We start from the raw sequence: 23,188 nt of genomic DNA on the forward strand, positions 1-23,188 counted from the left end.
CATTTCATTTAAATCACAACAAATTAGCATCAAAAATCAAGCCAAATATATGATTATTGGGACTTTGATGAAAATAAATTGTGGGATTGGGTGTATTGGTGGTCAAAAACGAGTACGTCCGTATGCGAGGGCAATCCGCAAGGGAATGCCCCTGCAGTGTGATGTGTCTCAAAGAGGTACGTCCCGTGCGAATGCCAGGGGTTCGAGGGCCTCACCCTGCCATTCGGGGGTAATAGGAAGACATTTGGGTGGTTTGGCTAAATTTTTCGCCGTTTATTTATCCACAAATGTGAATTTTTAGGGTGGTTGCGGGGGCTTGTTTTACTTGTTAAAACCATATAATTAAGCTACATTTGTAAAGTAAAATTTAATTAATTTATTATGGGTTTACTCCCTTTCCCAACAGGGGGTAAATGACTATATATCAACATCTATTATTTTGGCTACAGAGCAAATGGATACGGAACAAGAAGTAATACAAACTCCCGGTAAAGAATATAATGCAGATAGTATAACCGTCCTCGAAGGATTGGAAGCGGTGCGTATGCGCCCATCTATGTACATTGGCGATACCGGCACAAAGGGCTTGCACCACCTGGTTTATGAAGTGGTAGATAACTCTATAGATGAAGCGCTTGCGGGACATTGCAAAAACATCCTGGTCACCATACACGAAAACAACTCTATAAGCGTACAGGATGATGGCCGTGGTATACCTACTGGCATCAATGCCAAAGAAGGCCGTTCTGCGCTTGAAGTGGTAATGACGGTATTGCACGCCGGTGGTAAGTTTGATAAGGACAGTTACAAGGTATCGGGCGGTTTGCACGGTGTGGGTGTAAGTTGCGTTAACGCATTGAGCAGCCACTTGCATACTACCGTTTACCGCGAAGGAAAGATATTTGAGCAGGAGTACAAGATGGGTATTCCGCAGTACCCGGTAAGAGAAATAGGTGTATCTGACAGAAGGGGTACTACCCAGCACTTTCAGCCCGATCCTATCATCTTTAAGGATACCGTTTACCACAGAGATATACTGGCATCGCGTTTGCGCGAGTTGTCATTCCTGAATAAAGGCATCCGCATCACCCTTACAGATCTGCGTGAGCTGACCGAAGAAGGCCAGTTGCTGGAAGAAGTATTTTACAGCGAAGGTGGTATAGTAGAATTTATATTGCTGTTGGACCAGAAGGCTAAGCGCGAGCAGTTGCTTTCTCACCCGATATTTGTAGAAACGCATGATAAGGAGAGCAATGTGGCGGTAGATGTAGCATTGTCTTACAACTCGTCTTACAACGAGCATATTTTCTCGTACGTAAATAACATCAACACCATAGAAGGTGGTACGCACGTAGCGGGTTTCCGCAGGGCTATTACCCGTGTATTCAAGTCTTATGGCGATAAGAACAAGCTGTTTGAAAAAGCTAAGGTAGAGATCACCGGCGATGACTTCCGCGAGGGGTTGAGCGCTATTATCTCTGTAAAAGTACCTGAGCCACAGTTTGAAGGACAGACCAAGACCAAGCTTGGTAACAATGATGTGATGGGCGTGGTAGATGTATGCGTAAGCCGCGTACTGGATGCTTTCCTGGAAGAGCACCCTAAGGATGCCAAGATGATCATCGACAAGGTGATACTGGCAGCGCAGGCTCGTGCAGCAGCTAAGAAAGCCCGCGAAATGGTGCAGCGCAAGAGCGTACTGACTGGTGGTGGTATGCCTGGCAAGCTGGCCGATTGCTCTGATAAAGATCCTGAAAAATGTGAGCTGTACCTTGTGGAAGGGGATTCGGCTGGAGGAACTGCCAAGCAGGGTCGCGACCGTCACTTCCAGGCTATATTGCCGTTAAGGGGTAAGATCCTGAACGTAGAAAAGGCGCAGGAGCACAAAATATACGAGAACGAGGAAATCAGGAATATGTTTACTGCCCTTGGCGTAAGCATAGGTACTCCTGAAGATCCTAAACAATTGAACCTTACCAAGTTGCGTTACCACAAGATCGTCATCATGACGGATGCCGATGTGGATGGTTCGCACATTGCCACTTTGATCCTTACTTTCTTCTACCGTTATATGGAAGACCTGGTTAAGCAGGGTTATGTATACCTGGCTCAGCCGCCATTGTACCTGGTAAAGAAGGGTAAAGAGCAGCACTACGCATGGAATGATGAAGATCGTAAAATGTGGGTAGACAAGTTGGCTAACGGTAAAGAAGATAGTGTAACTATACAGCGATATAAAGGATTGGGTGAGATGAATGCAGAGCAGTTGTGGGATACTACGATGAACCCTGCTACACGTACGCTGAAGTGCATAGGTATTGACAGCAGTGCCGAAGCAGACAGCACATTCTCTATGCTGATGGGCGAAGAAGTACCACCACGCAGAGACTTTATTGAGAAGCACGCTAAGTTTGCAAGAATTGATGCGTAATTAGTTAAAAGGTCAATAGGTTAAATAGTTAATAAGGCGGCTGGATTTTCCGGCCGCCTTTACTATTGGGTTTGATAGTTAAAATGGTGTGTCGGAATTCATCTCAATAGCCACGACCTCCAGGTCGTGGTAAAATGAATACACCCATTTGGCTTTAGCCGAAATATGTTATAGTCACTGTGTGTTTTGGCTAAAGCCCAAAACTATACTGTATCATACCACCACCTTCAGGTCGTCGCAACCGATGTAACGGGGTTATTAATATCTGCAATTGCGCTATTGATTTTTAACCATCCTTTATTATTACAATCAGTTATTTTTGCAGTATGGCAAATTTCGGATCGGGTAGATTCTCTTCTGTTCCTGTTGTAGTTAAGAATATTATTATCATCAATGCTATAATGGTCTTGCTCCAGTTTGTGCTGGTGAAATTCAATATTGACTTGAGCGATTACCTTGCACTGCATTACTGGATGTCTCCTCATTTTAAGTGGTGGCAGTTTTTCACTTACATGTTCATGCACGGCAGTCCGTTTGATATTGGCGCTACCATTACCCATATCTTCTTCAACATGTGGGGCCTGTTTATGTTTGGCAGCATACTGGAAAATATGTGGGGACCAAAACGGTTTCTTACCTTCTATATAATATGCGGGTTAGGTGCAGGTCTTTGTCATCTTGGTGTTCTGGGTATTGAGTTCTCCGGCTTTCATCATGCCTTTAGTGCATTCCAGGAACATCCTACACTATCTGAATTCTCTAAGATCATTACTCAGAATAAGCTGGGGAAATACCCTGAATTTACCAATGTGCTTTCTTTCTGGCAGCGTACACCGGAGTGTAGTAATTGTGCTGAGGCCGGCATAAAACTGCTGCGTGAGTATAATGACATAATGATGGATGTTGGCGTTGTAGGTGCCTCTGGTTCACTATTTGGTGTGCTGTTCGCATTTGGCTATCTCTTCCCTAATACCGAACTATATATCATGTTCATACCGGTGCCTATTAAGGCTAAGTGGGCAGTGGCAGGATATGCGGCAATAGAGCTTTTCTCGGGTGTTGGCAGATTCCAGGGAGATAATGTGGCGCACTTTGCACACCTTGGTGGCATGCTGTTTGGGTTTATTATTTTGATGATCTGGAAGCGTAATCGTAACAATTTTTATTAATAACTTTACATACAAATGGGAACAGGGCAAAGAAGGTCGGCATTATCATATATACCAGGTTACAAAAATAACGCGGTACTGCAGCTGATCATTGCGTCGGGTGTGGCATATATGATGCTGGCCATATCCTGGGCATTGGTGATGATCGTTTACGCAGGCGATGCTACTGCGTTCAATACCTATTTCATACCTAACATAGGTCTGGGCCACATAGCAGAATTCAAGTCGCATTGGTGGACAATTCTTACCTATGGTATGTTTCAGTTTCCCAATAGCTTTATGGAGTTGCTGAGTAACATGGTGTGGCTCTATACTTTTGGTTCGGTAGTGCAAATGCTGGTAGGTCATAAGCAGGTTATACCATTGTACCTTTATTCGCTTTTTGTAGGTGGTATATTCTATTATATAGCTCAGCTCTTGCCGGGTAAAATAGGCGAAGTTCCTGCTGCATTCTTAGGAGCACGTGCCGGCCTGGTGGGTATGGCTGCTGCTGCCATTACGCTTACGCCGTCTTATCGTTTCTACCTCACCGAAACCTTTACCATACCGCTGATGCTGGTAGTAGGTATATTTGCATTCCTGATGCTGGCCGGCAGTGGATTTTACATCCCTGTTGTGTTACTGATGGCTGGTGGCGGCCTTATGGGCTTTGCATACGTCAAGCTACTAAAATCGGGGTATCAGCCTGCCGAGTGGGCATACAACTTTGGCAATAAACTGGAAGGGTTGGTAACACCATCTGCCAACGTGCAAAAGCCAAAAGGCAGGATCATAAATATGTATCATCCAAAGCAGGGCATTTCTCAAGGCCGCATTGATGAGATATTGGATAAGATCAACCAGAAAGGCTATAACTCTTTGACCAAAGAAGAGAAAGAAATGCTGCTGAGAGCAGGAAGCGAGCAGTAGGTTATTGAATATTATATGGCAACATGTCAAATGGGTTTGTTGTTATCTCCACTATAATTACTTTAGCAGTCAAATTACACATCAATGAATAAAGTTGTTGCAAACGCTGATGACGCGGTACGTGATATACCGTCAGGTGCCACGCTCATGCTTGGAGGCTTTGGCCTTTGCGGAATTCCGGAAAATTGTATTGCATCATTAGTGAAACAAGGCACTAAAGACCTCACCTGCATATCTAACAATGCCGGCGTAGATGGTTTCGGTATAGGCCTGTTGCTTGAAAACAAGCAGGTGAAGAAAATGATCTCTTCTTATGTAGGTGAAAATGCAGAATTTGAGCGCCAGCTATTGAGTGGAGAACTTGAAGTGGAGTTGGTTCCGCAGGGCACTTTGGCTACGCGTTGCATGGCTACCGGCTACGGCATGCCCGCTGTGTTTCTACAGGCCGGCTACGGCACCGAGGTGGCAGAAGGCAAAGAAGTACGCGAATTCAACGGTAAGAATTATCTGATGGAGATGGCATTCGATTCGGACTATGCAATTGTAAAGGCATGGAAAGGAGATAAGATGGGTAACCTGATCTTTAAAGACACTGCACGCAACTTCAACCCGCTTATGGCAATGGCCGGTAAGATCACCATTGCTGAAGTAGAGGAACTAGTAGAGCCGGGAGAACTTGACCCTAATCATATCCACACTCCGGGTATATACGTACACCGTATTTTCCAGGGCACTAGCTATGAGAAAAGAATTGAACAACGGACAGTTAGACAGAGAAAATAGTTAATAAGTTAAAAGGTTAAAAAGGTAATAAGGTCGCGTAATAAATGCTACATGGAACAGACCAAACCTTACAAATCATTTAATGACCTTGAAGTTTGGAAAGCTGCCAGACTTTATAAGAAAGCGATTTATGATCTTTCGATAACGTTTCCTTCAACAGAAAAATATCGTCTTGAAGACCAAATGATACGAGCGTCTCGCTCGATCGGAAGTAATATTGCAGAAGGATACGGAAGATATACTTATAAAGACCAGCTACATTTTTGTATTCAGGCAAGGGGCTCATTATTTGAAACTGTTAACCACCTTATTGATGCATATGACTGTAAATATATAGATAAAGAAACGCTACAAAACTTCAAAAATCAGGCGAATGAAGTTGAGAAGTTATTAAACGGATACATTGCCTGGCTTAGAACATTGACTAAAAGCTAATGCCAGCTAACAGCTGCCATATTAACTTTTTAACCTCTTAACCTTTTAACTTAAAACAAATGCCACTTAATAAAGAGCAAATAGCAAAAAGAATAGCGCAGGAATTACAAGACGGATTCTATGTCAATCTTGGCATAGGAATACCAACTCTTGTAGCCAATTATATTCCTCAGGGAGTAAATGTTGTTTTGCAAAGTGAGAACGGACTGTTGGGAATGGGGCCATTCCCTTTTGCAGGAGAGGAAGACGCCGATCTGATCAATGCCGGTAAACAAACGATAACTACCTTACCGGATTCTGCATTTTTTGATAGTGCTATGAGTTTTGGTATGATCCGCGCGGGAAAGGTAGATCTTACCGTACTTGGCGCTATGGAAGTGTCTGAAAATGGAGACATAGCCAACTGGAAGATACCTAACAAAATGGTGAAGGGAATGGGCGGCGCTATGGACCTGGTAGCCGCAGCCAAGAATATCATTGTTGCTATGCAACATACAAATCCGAAAGGAGAGAGCAAGTTATTGCCTAAATGCAGTTTGCCACTCACCGGTGTGAACTGTGTACGCAAAATAGTAAGTGATCTAGGTGTGTTTGATGTTACAGCAGATGGCTTTGTATGCCTGGAATATGCACCCGGCGTTACACTTGACGAGATCAAAGCAAAGACAGCAGGTAAATTGACCATTGCAGCAGACGTGAAGGAAATGGCAGTTTAATGGCAGGGATAGTTATTTATCATAATGGCGAGTGCTCAAAAAGCAAAGGAGCGCTCGAGTTGTTGCAAGATGAAGGAGTAAAGTTTGACGTTAGGTTGTATATCACAGATTCCCTTTCGGCCGATGAGTTATCGGATCTGCTGCGGAAACTGAAGTTGCAACCTTCAGAGCTGGTGAGGAAGAATGAATCGGTTGTGTTGGAAAAATACTCAGCTAAGCCATTGAATGAGCAGGAGTGGTTGCAGGCAATGGTGGACGATCCTGTAATAATTGAAAGACCCATTGTGGAAATGGGAGAAAAAGCTATTATTGCCCGGCCGCCCGATTTGGTGTTGGGTTTTATCAATGAGCGCGCGTAAAATCGGTTATTTGTATTGTGAGCTACAAAAATTCGTTATCTTTGCATTAGATAAATTTCAACTGCCATACAATAAACTGTCGACATGATTAAAAAGATAGTTATATCGCCGAGCAACAAGGGAGCTATTTCTTTCTTTGAAGATGTTGCAAAAAGGAAGGCGGAAATCCGGAAAAAATTAGAAATTAAAGCTAATAAGCGTTTAACAGCCCTTAAGCGTGATTAACGATTTCTATTCTTATATGCTTGATGAGGATGACGAAGATGTCATTTCCTATTCATTCATCACAGCAAATAACTCATTACGTGTATTTTGACCCATATCAATATGTCGATCATATTGATAATTACCCTGCATTGCTAAGATTAGGATATGGGTTTGGTTTCCAAAGGATGTCTATACCCAACACCTTTGATGCAGATCCGTTGGTAGGCAAAACTATCTCCAGAATAATATTTGATTTTATAGAAGAAAGGAGCAATGAGGTTGTATTACTCTATCACTGTGAGTATATAGACAAAAAACAAAAAGGGAGAGATCGTATATTCCAAGAATGGTATGATAATTCACCAGCGAAAGAACTGGTAATAAAAAAGCGGATAGAAATCAACCAGACAGATAGTTCGGGGAATCGGATCAGTTTTTTCATGGGATACCTGGTATCCGGTAAAAACAGAAACAAACTTAAAATTGACGAAGAGTTTTCGACTTTTGCCGATAAGTTGATTGCCGGTAAGCCGTAGTTTGCAGTTAATGACTCTAGCTTTTTACCCTTTTAACTAATGAACATACTTCTCTCTTTTAACTTTTTAACTAATTACCCTTTTAATTTAAACCTTGTACCTTTGCATCGCTATGCAAATAGAAGTATTGAAGTCTAAGATCCATCGGGTAAAGATTACCGAGGCCAACTTGAACTATATAGGAAGCATTACTATTGATGAGGACTTGATGAATGCCTCAAATATCATAGAAAATGAAAAGGTGCAGGTTTTGAATATAGATAACGGCGAAAGGCTGGAAACCTATGTAATAAAAGGCACCCGTGGTTCGGGTATGATCTGTATGAATGGCCCTGCGGCGCGCCGCGTGTCTGTTGGCGATACAGTTATCGTAATATCATATGCCACAATGGATTTTGAGGAGGCTAAAACTCACATTCCTACCATCATTTTCCCTAAGGAAGACAATAGCCTGTAATTCACGTATATTTACCAGCTATGAAGAAGGCCCTGATAACAATATTAAAGTATGTCATTTTCCTGGGGCTGGGAATCTGGATCACCTACCATATGCTGCACGAGCTGAGCGATCAGCAGCGTTCAGAATTGGTAAATGCCATAGAGAGTATCAATCCATGGTACCTTATTCCTATTTCTATAGTCGGTTTCTTCTCTCATTACATAAGGGCCGTTCGCTGGAAGTATCTGTTGGAGACCATTGATCTGCACCCTACTACTGCTAATACCTTTTTTGCGGTAATGATAGGCTACATTACTAATCTGGCCCTGCCAAGAGCCGGCGAGGTAGCCAAGTGTACCGTATTGGCCAAATATGAAGATATGCCTGCCAGCAAAATGGTGGGTACAATAGTAGCCGAGCGCGCGTGGGATGTGTTGTGCCTTTTCCTCATAGCTGTAGCTGCCTTCCTCATGCAGATGGATGTTATCAATAGCTACGTCGGGAGTAAAATGGCCATCGTAAATGAAAAGATCGAACGGCACCAGACCGTCCTTTTCATATCCCTGGCTGTTTTCGTACTTATTATTGTAGGGCTGGTAATTATCTACAGGCGCAATAAAGAATCGAAGGTAGGGCTGGTGATCAAAGAGATGACCCATGGTATTCTTTCTATCATTCACATGAAGAAGAAATGGGAATTTCTGGGCTTGACCATTGTTATGTGGGTCATGTACCTGCTGCAGATATACATAGGCCTCCGCAGCCTGCACGACACACAATCTATGTCCATAATGGCTGCGTTGGTCGTACTGGTGTATGGCAGTCTTGGTCTCATCATTACTCCCGGTGGTATAGGTGCATATCCTTATCTGGTGGCCCAGATATTGAGCGGACCGTACAACACGCCCGAAGTTCCTGCACAGGCATTTGGCTGGATAGCCTGGGCTTTGCAAACTGTATTGATCATTCTATTAGGCCTTCTATCTCTTATATTGATTCATTCCTACAACAAAAAGAGAAATGCAAAAGCTGCAGTGGATAACAAGTAAGATACATACCCGCGAACAGATGGTACGCCAATGTAATGTATGGCGGGCCAGCGGTGAGAAAATAGTGTTTACCAATGGTTGTTTCGATATTTTACACCACGGGCACCTGGACTTGCTGGCCAATGCCGCAGACAAGGGTAACCGGCTGATACTGGCATTGAATACAGATGCTTCGGTACAACGACTAAAAGGGCCGGAAAGACCAATAACTCACGAAAATGACAGAGCATTTCAGGCGGCATCATTGCTTTGTGTAGATGCAGTATGCATGTTTGATGAAGATACCCCCGAAGAATTGATAAAGCTGCTGAAGCCCGATGTGCTGGTAAAAGGTGGCGATTATACGCTCGATCAGATAGTTGGCTCGTTTTTTATATTAAATAATGGTGGCTCTGTAGAGATCATCCCCTTTGTAACAGGGTATTCTACCACATCCATTATCAGCAGGATTAAGAAATTGTAAAATTTAATATTGAGCACCTACAACATTGGCATGTAAGGGGTTATTTTTGACGTTTTCAGAATTACATGATCAATCACACTAAAAACACAATAGTCCGCGACCTTAGCTGGCTGGCTTTTAATGCCAGGGTGCTGCAAGAGGCCGGAGATACTTCTAATCATATTCATGATCGCCTGCGTTTTCTGGGTATCTTCTCCAACAACCTCGATGAGTTTTTCAGGGTAAGGGTAGCCGCACTCAGCAGAATGGTATTGCTGGGTAAGGAAGCAAAAATGCACCTGGAGGCAAACCCCGATAAAATTCTGAAGAAGATACAGCAGACAGTTATCAGCCAGCAGGAAGAGTTTGACCGTATATTCTCTGATATCATAAAGGAACTTTCAAGGAAGGGTGTAGAGCTGAAGAATGAAAAGCAGCTATCTCGAAAGCAGAAAGAGTTTGTAAAGAACTACTTTGAGCAGAAGGTGCGTACTCAGGTCATCCCGCTGATGATCGAGACCATACCGCATACGCCCTTACTCAGAGATAAATCTATTTATCTGGCCTGTGTATTGGGTAATACCAAGTCTTCTATGCAGCAGCGTTACGCGCTCATAGAGATACCTACTAAAGTGCTCCCGCGGTTTGTGATCATGCCTACAGAAGATGATTCTACTGACATTATTCTTATGGAAGACATCATCAGGTATAATCTGCCTGCGTTGTTCGCTCCATTTGGCTTCGACAGGTTCATGGGGTATATCATTAAAGTAACGCGCGATGCGGAGCTGGATATAGATAATGATGTAAGTACTAATCTGATCACCGAACTGGAAAAGGGCCTTAAGAACAGGAAGAAGGGCCGTGCTACGCGTTTCGTGTATGACAGGATGATAGATAGTACGCTGCTCAGTTATCTTACCCGCAGGCTGGGACTACTGAAGAAAGACAATATGATACCGGGCGGAAGGATCCACAATTTCAAAGACTTTATCGATTTCCCGTCAACCGTTTTTGATGATATAGCACCGCGTCAGCAACCATTTGTGCACCCGTTACTTCGCCAGCCAAAACGAATACTCGAGGTATTGGAAAAGACAGATGTGATGCTGCATTTTCCATACCACTCATTCGACTCTATAATAGATTTGATCCGCGAGGCCGCTATCGATCCTAATGTACAAACGGTAAAGATCACCTGCTATCGATTAGCCAAAAACTCTAAGATCGTTAATGCACTCATTAATGCCGTGCGCAATGGCAAGGAGGTTACTGTGGTACTGGAGTTAAGAGCGAGATTTGATGAGGAGGCTAACATTCGTTGGAAAGCGCAATTGGAAGAAGAGGGTGTAAAAGTAGTGCTGGGTAAGCACGACATGAAGGTACATGCCAAGATCTGCGTGATCAAAAAGAAGGAATTCAATAAGATCAAACAATACGCTTTTGTATCTACCGGTAATCTTAACGAGAATACCGCTGCCTACTATGGCGACCATTGCCTGCTGACTACCAATAAAAATATTATAACCGACATCAACCGGGTATTTGATCACCTGGAAGGGGTAGTAAAGAGAGGCAATGCGTTAAGTCTTTGTAAAACACTGCCGGTGTCTCCGCTCACTATGCGTAGCGCTTTTATGGCACTCATAGACAATGAGATAAAGCAGAATAAGAAATCGAAGAAAGGAAAGATAACGATAAAGCTCAATAGCCTTGTAGATAAGGTAATGATCGAAAAGCTATATAGTGCCGCCAAGGCCGGGGTAGATATTAACCTGGTCATCAGGGGTATCTGCTGTGTATATCCAGAGCAAAAGATCTTCAAAAACCACATGAAAGCCATCAGCATTATTGATGATTATCTGGAGCATGCACGTGTGTTCATATTTGACAACGGGGGCAAACCACAGGTGTTCATTTCATCGGCCGACTGGATGGTGCGCAACCTTGATCATCGTATAGAAGTGGCCTGTCCTATCTATAATCCCGATATTCAGCAGGAGTTGATCGATATCATGAATATTCAGCTTGCTGAAAACGTAAAAGGTCGTAAATTAGACAACGAGCAGAGCAATGAGTATGTGGAAAGAGGTGCAAAAGATCCCGTTGTTAGGTCGCAGGTGGCTATTTATAAATACCTGCGCAATAAAAAATATATAGATTGATATTAGCCGCTATAGATATTGGCTCCAACGCAGCCAGATTACTGATCTCCGAAACATCTATTTATAAAGATGGCTCGGTGGATTTTACAAAGCTTACACTGCTGCGTATCCCCTTACGGTTGGGTTTCGATGTGTTCAACACTGGTTTTGTTTCTGATGAAAAGAAGCAAAAGCTGATAGAGACATTGAAGGCCTACAAGTTGTTAATGAGCATCTATAATGTGGAAGCGTATAAGGCCTGTGCTACATCGGCCATGCGCGATGCCACCAATGGCCCGCAAATACGTAAAGAGATATTTGAAGAGACCGGTTTTGAGATCAAGATCATTTCAGGTCTGGAAGAAGCCAACATCTTATACGAAACGCATATTGCCGAAGGTCTGGCCGACAATAAATCTTACATATACATAGATGTAGGTGGTGGTAGTACCGAAGTAACTTTATTTACCGAAGGGCATACCATATTTAAAGAGTCTTTCAATATAGGTACCATTCGTTTGTTGCAAAACAAGGTGACTGATGAGCAATGGGATCATGTGAAATGGTTCATAAAGACCCACACGAAAGACCATCAGCCGCTCGAAGCTATAGGTACCGGAGGTAATATCAATAAGATATTCTCCATCTCCAAGCGCAAAGAGGGTAAATCACTCCCGCTCGACCTGCTGAAGGACTACTACAAAGAATTAAGCTACTCTACTATAGAGGAACGCAAGCACCTCTACCACCTGCGCGATGACCGTGCCGATGTGATAGTGCCTGCCTTGCAGGTATATGTATCTATCATGCGCTGGGCAGGTGCTACAGAAATATACGTACCCAAAATAGGTTTGGCCGACGGATTGATAAAGATGCTGTATAATGAGCGGGCTGGGAAAATGTAATAGTTGCGTTCATATAGAAGGCAACAAACTCTAATAGGCCACATTTTAATTATCCTGTAATAAAAAATGGACTTTAATCAACTTGTCACATCGCTTTTAAAAATCAACAAAGACCTCAAAGAGCAAAGCATTAGTGCTGTCAATACTGCGTTAACACTGCGTAATTGGTTCTTTGGTTTTTATATTCTTGAATTTGAGCAAAACGGAATTGACAGAGCCGAATACGGGAAATCATTATTGGCAAAGATTTCAAAAGAAATGAAGGATCTGCGGATCCCCAATACAGATGAAAGAGAATTACGTAGAAATCGTCAATTTTATGTTGCGTATCCAAGTGCTTATAAACTTCTTGCTTCCAACGAGCAAATTCGGGGTTTATTGCCCCCCGAATTCAAAAATAATGTGCCCCGTTCAGCAATAGGCCCAATTCGGGGTTTGCCAAACCCCGAATTAGAAGTAGGTGATACACATTATGTTACCTTATTCAAAAGAGTATCATATACCCATTTTATAGAACTTATAAGAATCGAAGACCCCTTAAAACGGCTATTTTACGAGTTAGAATGTATAAAGGGAACATGGACCGTAAAAGAATTAAAAAGACAAATAGGGTCCCTGCTCTATGAGCGCACAGGGCTATCGGGAGACAAAGAAAAACTACTGGGACTAACCCATCAAAATGCAGCCATACAAAACTTCCCCGATCTGATCAGAGATCCATACGTTTTTGAATTTCTTGGCTTAAAGCCTTATGAAGTGTTGCTTGAAAAGGAAATGGAACAAGCCTTGCTTGATCATTTGTTACAATTCCTGCTGGAGTTGGGCAAAGGATTTTGCTTTGAGTCACGGCAAAAGCGGATCATTATCGATAATGAACACCATTACATTGACCTTGTATTCTACCATAGGCTATTGCATTGCAATATTTTGATTGACTTGAAAACAGAGCGTTTTAACTATGCCCATGCAGGACAGTTGAACATGTATCTGGAGTATTACAAAAAATATGAAATGGCTGATGGCGATAATCCGCCGATAGGTATCTTGCTATGTACGGATAAAGACAAGGAACATGTAGAATTTGCAACCGCAGGTATCGATGACAAAGTGTTTGTATCGCAATACCTTGTAGCATTACCGGATAAACATGAATTGGAGCAATTCATTAAAAAAGAATTCAACCAAAATAAGCCCTATTAAACTATTTATATCAACATAAAATTTCTACGATAATCTGGGCTACAGAAATATACGTGCCCAAAATAGGCCTTGCCGATGGTTTGATAAAGATGCTGTATAACGAGCATGCTGGGAAAATGTAATTTTTGAGTATTTTTATATCATAAATACCTGCGCAATGAACAAGAAACTTAAGTTCTTCGTGATTTACATGGTTATAATTACTCCGATAAACCTACTGGCAAATTTTGCACTGAACGATAATACACTGTCTGTGAAAAGCGTCATTGGCAGCGTGTTGGGCACCTTGCTTGTTTTCGGGGTCATCAACTGGATATCGGGTCAGCAGAATAAGACGGTAGTACAGAAGCCCTTGCATAAATAGCGCTGCATTTGCAACGGTCTATACTTTTCAAATAATTCATTGAGGCATTAAGGCATTAAGCCATTGAGCCATTTATTTGCGTAATTTTAGGCCATGCCCAATTCTAATGTGCGCCCTACAGATAATTTGTCGAGCCAGGAACGTGAGTTTGAAAACACGATCAGGCCTCAAAGTATCGAAGACTTCTCCGGCCAGCCCAAGCTGGTAGAGAATCTGCGTATATTTATAAAGGCGGCCAATCTTAGAGGCGAGGCACTGGATCACGTTTTGTTTCACGGCCCTCCCGGGTTGGGTAAGACCACACTTTCCCGTATCGTAGCTAATGAACTCGGCGTAAGCATAAAAGAAACCAGCGGACCCGTTATAGAAAAACCAGCCGACCTGGCGGGGCTTCTTACCAGCCTGGAACCAAGAGATGTACTGTTTATAGATGAGATTCATCGCCTGAGCACTGTTGTAGAAGAGTATCTCTATGCAGCTATGGAAGATTTTAAGATCGATATCATGATCGATTCAGGTCCTTCTGCGCGATCTATACAGCTATCTATATCTCCTTTTACATTAGTAGGCGCTACCACACGTAGTGGCTTACTTACTGCTCCACTGCTTTCCCGCTTTGGTATCAAATCGAGGCTCGAATATTACACTGCCGATATACTGCAAATGATCATCATCCGCGCCGCAGGTGTGCTGCATGTCCGTATCACATCCGATGCGGCTATGGAAGTAGCCCGTCGTAGTCGGGGTACCCCACGTATTGCCAATGGCCTGCTGCGCCGTATGCGCGATTTTGCACAGGTGCTGGGCAATGGGGTTATAGATATGGATATTGTGGAGCATGGGCTACGCGCACTTAATGTAGATGAGAGCGGACTTGATGATATGGACAATAAGATATTGACTACGCTGATAGACAAGTTTAAAGGCGGTCCTGCAGGCATCAATAACATAGCCACGGCTGTGAGTGAAGAGGCCGGTACAATAGAAGAAGTATATGAGCCCTTCCTCATACAGGAGGGATATATAATGCGTACACCAAGAGGGCGTGAGGCTACAGAAAAGGCATATAAACACTTAGGAAGAAAAAAAGACCCTACTAATTCAACATTGTTTTAAATGAGTTTAAGTAACGTGAAGACAAAAACAGGATTGTATTTAACTATAGTAATTGCCATGATGTTGTCGTGCAAAAACCAGGCACCGCGCAAGACGGTAGATGCAGTGCAGGTACATATGAATAACTCCGCGGTTCAGTATGAATTGCTCAATAGGGCGCAGTGGCTCATAGGTTCGTGGAAGGGCGTTATAGGTGAAGGCGTAAGTGTTGAGAATTGGTATAAACAGGATGACTCCACTTACGTTGGTGCCGGTCTGTTCATTAAAGGCAATGTCAACCTGTCTGAGGAATCTGTTAAGCTCTACCAGAGAGGTAAGGATCTGTATTATGAACCAACCGTAAAAGGACAGAACAACGGCAAACCCATTACTTTCAAGATGGTATCTATCAGTGCTAAGAAGATGATCTTTGAAAACCCACAGCATGATTTTCCTCAAAAGATCACCTATGTGCAAATGGCTGAAGACTCTATGGTAGCCACCATATCGGGTATAGACAAAGGCATGATGCGTGCTGAAAATTTCCCTATGATCAGGAAAAAGTAGAGTCGCAGCCGGGTGATGTGTACAGTAAAATGCGCCGATTGTCATATTTTATAAAACTTAGTTAAAATATGTCCTTTGTGCCAAAAGGGGGATAAATAAACAGGTTTCTTTTCCGTTCTTCACATTCTCTTTTTTATACACACTCACTCATTTCTCTACGTATGAATAGGTTCATCGCCATTATTCTATTACTGCTATGTTCGGCAGGTTATACCAATGCACAGTATATTGTAAAAGGCAATGTAACAGATACCCTCAATAATATGCCGCTATACATGTCATCGGTCGTATTGATACGAGCGGCCGATTCTGTAATAGAGAGCCATGGCAGAGCCGGCTACGACGGCAACGTGCAGCTCAATGCAACCAAACCCGGCAAGTATATTGTTAAGGCCATGTACCACGGCTTTGCCGACTATGTAGATGCGATCACTATCTCAAAACCAATCACAGAACTCGGCACTATACCCATGGTTTCCAAAGAGAATTTGTTGAAAGAGTTTGTACTTACCCGACAGACAGCAGCTATAAAAATAAAGGGAGACACTACCGAATATGTGGCAGACAGCTTTAAGACAAAAGAGAATGCAACCGTAGAAGACCTGCTTAAAAAACTGCCCGGTATACAGGTAGATAAAAACGGGCAGATAGTAGCACAAGGCGAAACCGTAGCTAAGATATTGGTAGATGGCGAAGAGTTTTTCTCTGATGACCCCAAGGTAGTTACCAAGGGCCTGCAGGCTAAAGCCGTAGACAAGGTGCAGGTATTTGATAAGAAGAGCGACCAGGCAGAATTTACAGGTATCGACGATGGACAGAAGACCAAGACCATTAACCTGGAACTGAAAGAAGAATACAAAAAAGGTTACTTTGGCAAGGTAGATGCAGGTGGGGGAACGGATGGTTATTTCCAGAACCAGGCTATGATCAACGCATTTAAAAGCAAGCGCCAGGTTTCAGCTTTTGCTATAGCATCTAATACCGATAAGGTGGGCCTTGGTTGGAGAGATAATGACAAATTCAGCAGTGGTAATGGTACTACTGAAATTACAGAAGATGGTGGTATTATGACAACGTACACCAGTGGCAGTGGCGATGACGATTTCGCAGGTTGGGATGGTAGCTACAGCGGAGAGGGGTTACCCAAGACATGGACAGGCGGCCTGCACTATGCCGACAAGTGGAACGATAACAAAGAACACGTTTCTGCCAACTATCGCTACGCTATGCAGAATGTGGAGATCAATGGATTATCCATTACTAAGAATAATTTCTCTGAGCAGCGGTCTAATAAGAACCAGTTCAGTAAGGGCGACAGGCATGGCGTGGATGGGCTCTTTGAATGGAAGATAGATACCAGTACCACGCTTAAGCTGAATGTGTCGGGTGGCCTAAAAAATATGAAGACATTGTCTGAATATACGGCAAGTGGCGTTAATACAGAATTGAATAGCGGCTCTACCAACAGAAGAAATATAACCAGTAATTCAGATGGGCAATTCTTTAATGCCGATCTTCTGCTGCGCAAAAAGTTTGCAAAGAAGGGCCGCACGCTCTCTGTCGATGTAAAAGAAAATCAGAAGCAGACCAGCAGCAATGGTAATCTTACCTCTTATATAAGCGGTTACCGATTCGACACAACAACAAATACTACCATTAATAGCCCGATAGATACTACTAACCAGAAAAAAGACAACGCCACTAGCATCCTGGCCTTTTCTGCAAAGGCAACATATACCGAGCCGCTATCTAAGACAGTATTCCTCGAGGTTAACTATTCCACAACTATAGATAACAGCACGTCTAAGAACCTCTCTACTGACAACGGTGAACAGCAGATCAATTCTCTGTATAGCAGCAACTATAAGTTCAATATCCTTACCAACAGGGGCGGACTTAACCTGAAGTATAATCTCAAAAAGATAAACATTTCAGCAGGTTGCGATGTGGCCAATACCGACTATAACCAGGAAGATATATTGAGCGGCGCCAATAGCAGGAAGAGGAATTTTAATAACATTTTCCCTTCAGCATCTTTGACCTACAAGGTTGGCCGTCAGACAAGCCTTAACATCTATTATCACGGTAATACTACGCAGCCTACAATTACGCAGATACAGCCGTTGCGTCAAAACACAGATCCATACAATATCACCATCGGTAACTCCAACCTGAAGCAGGAATTCAACAATACGGTCAACATCCGCTTTAATGATTATAAGGTGCTGACAGGCAGGTATACTTATGGTGGTATCACCTTCTCAACTACCAACGATGCTATCAGCACAGCGCAGATCACTAACGGAAATGGTGTGAACACTACGCAGTATGTGAATGTAGACGGCAACTACAATGGCTATGCCTACATGGGCGGCGGTATCAAAATACCTAAAACAGTAGCCTATATAGGTGCCAACTTCAATCCAAGCCTCAGCCGCATACACAATTTCACAAATGGTCAGGCCAACTTAAGTGATAATACTTCATTGAGTTTCGGTCTCGATTTTAACGCAGATAAAGAAGGTAAGTATGAGATCAGGGTAAGCCCTTCTATTGCTTACAACGAGAGCAAGTCAACCGTTGGTGATTTCTATACGCACTACGCAATATATTCGGGCTCGGTGTCGGGTTCTTATCAGCTGCCTAAGAAGTTTGAAATTGGTACTAATGTAGACGTTACTATCAGAGAAAAAACGAAGGTATTCACCACCAACAACAACGTGGTTATCTGGAATGCATATGTTGGTAAGAAGTTCCTGAAAAATGGCCAGCTTGAGGCACGTTTAAATGCACTCGATATCCTCAATCAGAACATTGGGTTTAACAGGAACATAGATGGTAATACCATTAGTCAGAACAGCTACAACACTATACGCCGTTATGGTATGCTAAACCTGATCTGGAATTTCACGCACACACCTACCGGTTCACAACCGGCCGCGCAAGGGCCAATGATGATCAAGCGATAATAATGATCCCGCAATCTGTGAACAGCTTAAAAAGTACAAAAATGAAAAGCCTTTTAATAATACTCCACATAGTTTTACTGTCTGCCATGAGCGCAAAGGCACAGTTTATAACATCAGGTAAAATAGAGTATGAGCGTAAAATAAACATACACGCCCAGATGGAAGAAATGGAGGACAATGAGTGGATTCAGAAGATCAAATCTCAGATGCCCAAGTTCACTTCCGCGTACTTCGATATGGTGTTCGATACCGGCCGTGTCAGCTATAAGCCGGGCAGGGAATCACCCAATCCCATAAAGATGTTTGGTAACGGGCCTGCTACTGAAAACATTGTCTATACAGATCTTACGGGTAAACACGTCAAGTCTATGAAAACAGTCTATGAGCAGAAATTCCTTGTTCAGGACACCCTTCGCACGTTGAAGTGGAAGGAGAAAGATGAGATAAGAATGATAGCCGGTTACAAGTGCCATAAGGCCGTTAGCATCATCTGCGACAGTGTATATGTTGTTGCCTTCTATGCCGAAGATCTGCCGGTAACGGGTGGTCCCGAAATGTTTTGCGGCCTGCCGGGTATGATACTGGAACTGGCCGTACCACGCCTGCACACCACATGGGTAGCCACTAAGGTAGAACAGAAGACTCTTGCCGACGCCGATTTCGTTATCCCCGAAAAAGGCAAGAAAGTAACGCAGGATGCCATGCAGGAAACAATAAAAGAAAGCTTCAAAAGCTGGGGCAAATCTGCCACCCGCAATATGTGGTGGACAGTGCTGTAAGCTTCAAAGGTCAAAAATGAAACTAGTGAAGGCAAAAGCACGCCGTTATTAATAGGAGCCATCTGTTATTTGCAGATGGCTTTTTTATTTGCATTTTGGCGGCTAGTAAACGTAATACCAAAACGAATATATATATATATGCTATGATTTTCTTTAAAGGAAATACTAACGGAGCAATTAAATCATACGTCCTACTAATACAGTACTATTAACTTACACCTAAATGGCATCATCATGAAAAAACTCGGAATTCTTATTTTTTTCGCAATTACGGCTTTCTCTTCTTCCGCAGCTACCGACATTACAGTAGGTGGTGTTTCCGGTCACTGGACTATCGCAGGCTCTCCGTACCGTATTTTTAATGATATTGTTGTGAATTCCGGCGATATCCTCACTATTGATCCGGGTGTGCAGATAGTATTTCAGGGTCCGTATTTCCTATACATCTATGGTAATATACAAGCATCCGGTTCGGCAGCAGCACACATCAGTTTTACAGTGCAAGACACCACCGGTTGGTACATAGATACAGGGTATGTGGGTGGATGGAGAGGTATGGAAACAATTTACCCGGGGTTGCCAACAGATACAACATTCTTCAACTATTGTGATATGCAGTACATGAAAAACGGAGGTTTTCATATGGAAAAGCCTATTACGATGGACCATACAAACTTTAGTAACAACAAGATAAATGATAACATCGGTTCACTGGTAGACTTGAACAACTACATTCCTGGCACAGGTACTTTTGAGGTAACTAATTGTACTTTTTCTCATAACATACAAAGTTCGTGGGCGCTGTTAATGTGCTGGAGCGATGCGAACATTACAAACACCATAGTGCATGATAATACGCTGAGGAGGGGAGTAAGTGCCTGCTTCCTGGTTTATGGTAATTATATTTTTAAAGACAATGAAATATATAATAATGGCTCAACAGCGGACAGCGGTATTGGTAATGCAATTGGCGCAAGCAATACAATTGCTTTGATTGAAGGAAATAAAATACATGATAATGTCATGTATGAGCAAGGAGCGATTGGTGTCAGTGAATCTATTGCCGATATAAATCACAATTACATCTGTAATAACAGGGTATTGAAGCCGTTTACAGGCGCGGCATGTGGGCTGGTGCAGGGCGGTGGCGGAGTGCGTGTAGGCGATAACCCTGACAGTAGCAACCTGCAGCGTAAAACCACAGTAAGGAATAATATCATTGCCAATAATTATACCGGTTTTGCAGGGGCTGCTGTGTATATAATCTTTGCCAATGTAGATGTGCTCAATAACCAAATTATTAATAATAACGAGGGTTGGAAGGGCGACATCTATGTATTCAATAACCCTGGTGTAGGCTGGTATGGGACGGTAAATATTCAGAACAATGTCTTATATAAAAATGCTCCGCTGGCTGATGGTGATACAATTTTAGTACGTGTAGAGGCAGCGGATACACTTGTTTATGCTAATAATTGGATGCAAAAGTCAATTGAATCCAACCTCCATATCGGTATGTTTGGCATTGCTAATTGGGGAGATACTAGCAATAATGTTATTGGCACTTCGCCGGGTATGGTAGCGCCAACAATAAATGCAAACGTTACAGAAAGTGCCCTCACATCCGACTTTAGCTTGCTTGCAAGTTCTCCCTGCATTGATAAGGGTGATAGCTTATGCGCTCCTCTGGGGGCTGTTGATTATGCAGGCTATGCCCGTATTTCTGGAACAAACGTAGATATCGGGGCTTACGAATATCAGCAAACTATCGTGGTAAATGCTGTTGGAAATATTAATGCATCCCGTATTAAAGCGCACCCCAATCCCGCCCATAATCTGTTGTTTATATCTACCCCCGATGCAACAGGTGTAATGACATTGAGAGATATTACAGGCAAAGTCGTAATACAGGAGAAAGTAAACAGCAAACTCATCTATCTTGATGTGCAGTCTATTCCTCGGGGCTTGTATATAGCCACGTGGAGTGATGAGAATGGAATTAGTGAAACGCAAAAGATAATTGTTGAATAAGACCTGGACATATTCCAACGTAAAAATCCCCGCTCGATATGAACGGGGATTTTTCATAATTAATTTATTGATCAGGCTCTTATCCTATCACTCTCTTTATTCTGGCTATTGTCTCCGCCTTGCCTATCAACTCTGCTATGTGATATACACCCGGGCCAAATTTGCCGCCTACCAGCATTATACGAAGCGGCAGCATAATGTCGCCTTTCTTCAATGTAAATGATGGCAACAGTTCTATTGCACTTTGTTCTATTGCTACGTCTGTCCAGTCGGCAAGTTCATTGAGCTTGTCCATCCATGCGGCAAAGAATAGTTCCTTATTCTCAGTCCACTTGGCATCTCTTATCAATGTCTCATCAATGGTCTCAGGAGTTGTAAAGAAGAAGCTGCCCTGTGCCCAGAAATCTGAAAGAAGTGTGCAGCGGTCTTTTACCAGCGCTATAACTTTTATCATTAACTCTTTCGATGGGTTCTGACCTTGTGCTGCAATATAAGGCATTGCCAGGTCGGCAAGTGTTTCATTATCGGTCTGCTGTATATATTGATTGTTGAACCACTTGGCCTTTTCAAAGTCGAACTTGGCACCACCCTTATGTACACGATCTATTGAGAACTTATCCACCAGTTCTTCCAGTGAATAGATCTCCTTTTCTTCGCCGCTGTTCCAGCCCAGCATGGCCAGCATGTTTACAAAAGCCTGTGGCATAAAGCCCATCTCTCTGAAACCCATTGTGGTCTCATCCTTAGCCGGGTCGTACCAGTTCATTGCAAATACCGGGAAGCCCAGCCTGTCGCCATCGCGCTTGCTTAGCTTACCATTACCATCAGGTTTTAGTATCAGTGGTAAATGCGCCCATTGAGGCATGTCGGCTATCCAGCCAAGGTATTGCCACAACAGCAGGTGTACAGGCGCACTAGGCAGCCATTCTTCACCCCTGAAGGCATGCGTGATCTTCATGAGGTAGTCATCAACAACCACTGCCAGGTGATAAGTAGGCATACCATCTGCTTTCAGCAATACCTTATCATCAACCAGGTTAGATTCAAACATGATGTTGCCACGTATCATATCATTGAATACGATCGTTTCATTCTCCGGTACCAGTATGCGTATAACGTGCGGCGTACCATTATTCAGCAGGTCATTCACCTCGTCGGCCGACAGAGTAAGTGAGTTGCGCATACGCTTGCGGGTATTGTGGTCGTACTGTACCGATGAGTGTTCGTCGGTCTTCAGCACTCGGCGCATTTCTTCCAGCTCTTCAGTAGTATCAAATGCATAATACGCGTGTCCCTGGCCTACCAGTTGCATAGCATATTCCCTATACATTTCTTTACGCTCACTCTGCCTGTAAGGGGCATAAGGGCCACCCACTACAGGGCTTTCATCCGGCATCAGTCCACACCATTTCAGGCAGTCCAGTATATATTCTTCGGCGCCTTTTACAAAGCGTGTCTGGTCGGTATCTTCAATACGCAGCACAAAGTCGCCACCATTAGCGCGTGCATATAAGTAATTATACAATACGGTACGCACACCACCCAGGTGCAATCCACCCGTAGGGCTTGGTGCAAATCTTACCCTTACTCTTTTTTCCATACTGCAAAGATAGTTTTTGTTGCTCTATTCTTTTCCCTCGCCCTTCGCTCCCCACTCAT

22 protein-coding genes are annotated in these 23,188 nt (G+C 43.1%); 21 read left to right on the plus strand and 1 reads right to left on the minus strand.

Translation table 11 applies throughout. The features are described from left to right. Nucleotides 1-439 precede the first annotated feature (439 nt). The 21 genes from gyrB (at nt 440) to CJD36_RS11530 (ending at nt 21,529) form a co-directional block, all read left to right on the plus strand. Nucleotides 440-2,431 carry a DNA topoisomerase (ATP-hydrolyzing) subunit B gene (gene gyrB, locus CJD36_RS11435; RefSeq protein WP_449401676.1) on the plus strand — a complete coding sequence of 664 codons (1,992 nt, stop codon included), beginning with the start codon at nt 440-442 and terminating at the stop codon, nt 2,429-2,431. A gap of 326 nt (nt 2,432-2,757) precedes the next feature. Further along, the gene (locus CJD36_RS11440; protein WP_240609340.1) at nt 2,758-3,600 is read left to right on the plus strand and encodes a rhomboid family intramembrane serine protease; all 843 of its coding nucleotides are present in this window, start codon (nt 2,758-2,760) and stop codon (nt 3,598-3,600) included. A 15-nt stretch (nt 3,601-3,615) separates the two neighbouring features. Further along, on the plus strand, nt 3,616-4,509 hold the full coding sequence (locus tag CJD36_RS11445) for a rhomboid family intramembrane serine protease (protein ID WP_105039308.1): 894 nt from the start codon (nt 3,616-3,618) through the stop codon (nt 4,507-4,509). Between the two features lie 84 nt (nt 4,510-4,593). Then, nucleotides 4,594-5,292 carry a CoA transferase subunit A gene (locus tag CJD36_RS11450; RefSeq protein WP_105039309.1) on the plus strand — a complete coding sequence of 233 codons (699 nt, stop codon included), beginning with the start codon at nt 4,594-4,596 and terminating at the stop codon, nt 5,290-5,292. 51 nt (nt 5,293-5,343) lie between these two features. After that, a complete protein-coding gene (locus CJD36_RS11455; protein WP_105039310.1) occupies nt 5,344-5,727 on the plus strand; it encodes a four helix bundle protein in 384 nt (127 codons plus the stop codon). Between the two features lie 59 nt (nt 5,728-5,786). Then, nucleotides 5,787-6,443, plus strand: a complete 657-nt coding sequence (locus CJD36_RS11460; protein WP_105039311.1) for a CoA transferase subunit B — start codon at nt 5,787-5,789, stop codon at nt 6,441-6,443. Next, entirely contained in the window at nt 6,443-6,802 is a 360-nt protein-coding gene (locus CJD36_RS11465) for an ArsC/Spx/MgsR family protein (RefSeq protein WP_105039312.1), read from the plus strand. The genes CJD36_RS11460 and CJD36_RS11465 overlap by 1 nt, the downstream gene beginning before the upstream one ends. A gap of 84 nt (nt 6,803-6,886) precedes the next feature. Next, nucleotides 6,887-7,027, plus strand: coding sequence for a hypothetical protein (locus CJD36_RS23250; protein ID WP_161499287.1), 141 nt, complete (start codon nt 6,887-6,889; stop codon nt 7,025-7,027). A 29-nt stretch (nt 7,028-7,056) separates the two neighbouring features. Beyond that, nucleotides 7,057-7,545: a DUF6169 family protein gene (locus CJD36_RS11470; protein WP_145959412.1), complete on the plus strand. Its 489-nt coding sequence runs from the start codon at nt 7,057-7,059 to the stop codon at nt 7,543-7,545. A 112-nt stretch (nt 7,546-7,657) separates the two neighbouring features. Continuing rightward, nucleotides 7,658-8,002, plus strand: a complete 345-nt coding sequence (panD, locus tag CJD36_RS11475) for an aspartate 1-decarboxylase (protein ID WP_105039314.1) — start codon at nt 7,658-7,660, stop codon at nt 8,000-8,002. Nucleotides 8,003-8,022: 20 nt separating this feature from the next. Then, on the plus strand, nt 8,023-9,033 hold the full coding sequence (locus CJD36_RS11480) for a lysylphosphatidylglycerol synthase transmembrane domain-containing protein (protein ID WP_105039315.1): 1,011 nt from the start codon (nt 8,023-8,025) through the stop codon (nt 9,031-9,033). Next, nucleotides 9,005-9,496 carry a D-glycero-beta-D-manno-heptose 1-phosphate adenylyltransferase gene (gene rfaE2 / locus CJD36_RS11485; RefSeq protein WP_105039904.1) on the plus strand — a complete coding sequence of 164 codons (492 nt, stop codon included), beginning with the start codon at nt 9,005-9,007 and terminating at the stop codon, nt 9,494-9,496. The genes CJD36_RS11480 and rfaE2 overlap by 29 nt, the downstream gene beginning before the upstream one ends. A gap of 65 nt (nt 9,497-9,561) precedes the next feature. Further along, nucleotides 9,562-11,640 (plus strand): polyphosphate kinase 1, encoded by a 2,079-nt coding sequence (ppk1, locus tag CJD36_RS11490; RefSeq protein ID WP_105039316.1) that lies wholly within the window; start codon nt 9,562-9,564, stop codon nt 11,638-11,640. Beyond that, nucleotides 11,637-12,524: a Ppx/GppA phosphatase family protein gene (locus CJD36_RS11495; RefSeq protein ID WP_105039317.1), complete on the plus strand. Its 888-nt coding sequence runs from the start codon at nt 11,637-11,639 to the stop codon at nt 12,522-12,524. Before ppk1 ends, CJD36_RS11495 begins: the two co-directional genes overlap by 4 nt. Before the next feature lie 66 nt (nt 12,525-12,590). Then, on the plus strand, nt 12,591-13,724 hold the full coding sequence (locus CJD36_RS11500; protein WP_105039318.1) for a PDDEXK nuclease domain-containing protein: 1,134 nt from the start codon (nt 12,591-12,593) through the stop codon (nt 13,722-13,724). A gap of 157 nt (nt 13,725-13,881) precedes the next feature. Next, complete coding sequence (locus tag CJD36_RS11505; RefSeq protein ID WP_105039319.1) at nt 13,882-14,088, plus strand: hypothetical protein; 207 nt, start codon at nt 13,882-13,884, stop codon at nt 14,086-14,088. Nucleotides 14,089-14,181: 93 nt separating this feature from the next. After that, nucleotides 14,182-15,204: a Holliday junction branch migration DNA helicase RuvB gene (ruvB, locus tag CJD36_RS11510; protein ID WP_105039320.1), complete on the plus strand. Its 1,023-nt coding sequence runs from the start codon at nt 14,182-14,184 to the stop codon at nt 15,202-15,204. Next, a complete protein-coding gene (locus CJD36_RS11515) occupies nt 15,205-15,750 on the plus strand; it encodes a DUF6265 family protein (RefSeq protein ID WP_105039321.1) in 546 nt (181 codons plus the stop codon). It abuts the gene before it with no gap. Between the two features lie 161 nt (nt 15,751-15,911). Further along, nucleotides 15,912-18,719 carry an outer membrane beta-barrel family protein gene (locus CJD36_RS11520; protein WP_105039322.1) on the plus strand — a complete coding sequence of 936 codons (2,808 nt, stop codon included), beginning with the start codon at nt 15,912-15,914 and terminating at the stop codon, nt 18,717-18,719. A gap of 41 nt (nt 18,720-18,760) precedes the next feature. Continuing rightward, nucleotides 18,761-19,498: a GLPGLI family protein gene (locus tag CJD36_RS11525; RefSeq protein ID WP_161499288.1), complete on the plus strand. Its 738-nt coding sequence runs from the start codon at nt 18,761-18,763 to the stop codon at nt 19,496-19,498. 234 nt (nt 19,499-19,732) lie between these two features. Continuing rightward, entirely contained in the window at nt 19,733-21,529 is a 1,797-nt protein-coding gene (locus CJD36_RS11530; RefSeq protein ID WP_105039324.1) for a choice-of-anchor Q domain-containing protein, read from the plus strand. Between the two features lie 79 nt (nt 21,530-21,608). On the opposite strand, the gene gltX is transcribed toward CJD36_RS11530, so the two are convergent. Continuing rightward, nucleotides 21,609-23,129: a glutamate--tRNA ligase gene (gene gltX / locus CJD36_RS11535; RefSeq protein WP_105039325.1), complete on the minus strand. Its 1,521-nt coding sequence runs from the start codon at nt 23,127-23,129 to the stop codon at nt 21,609-21,611. Nucleotides 23,130-23,188: the final 59 nt, after the last annotated feature.

The organism is Flavipsychrobacter stenotrophus (assembly GCF_002954265.1).
GTDB lineage: Bacteria > Bacteroidota > Bacteroidia > Chitinophagales > Chitinophagaceae > Flavipsychrobacter > Flavipsychrobacter stenotrophus.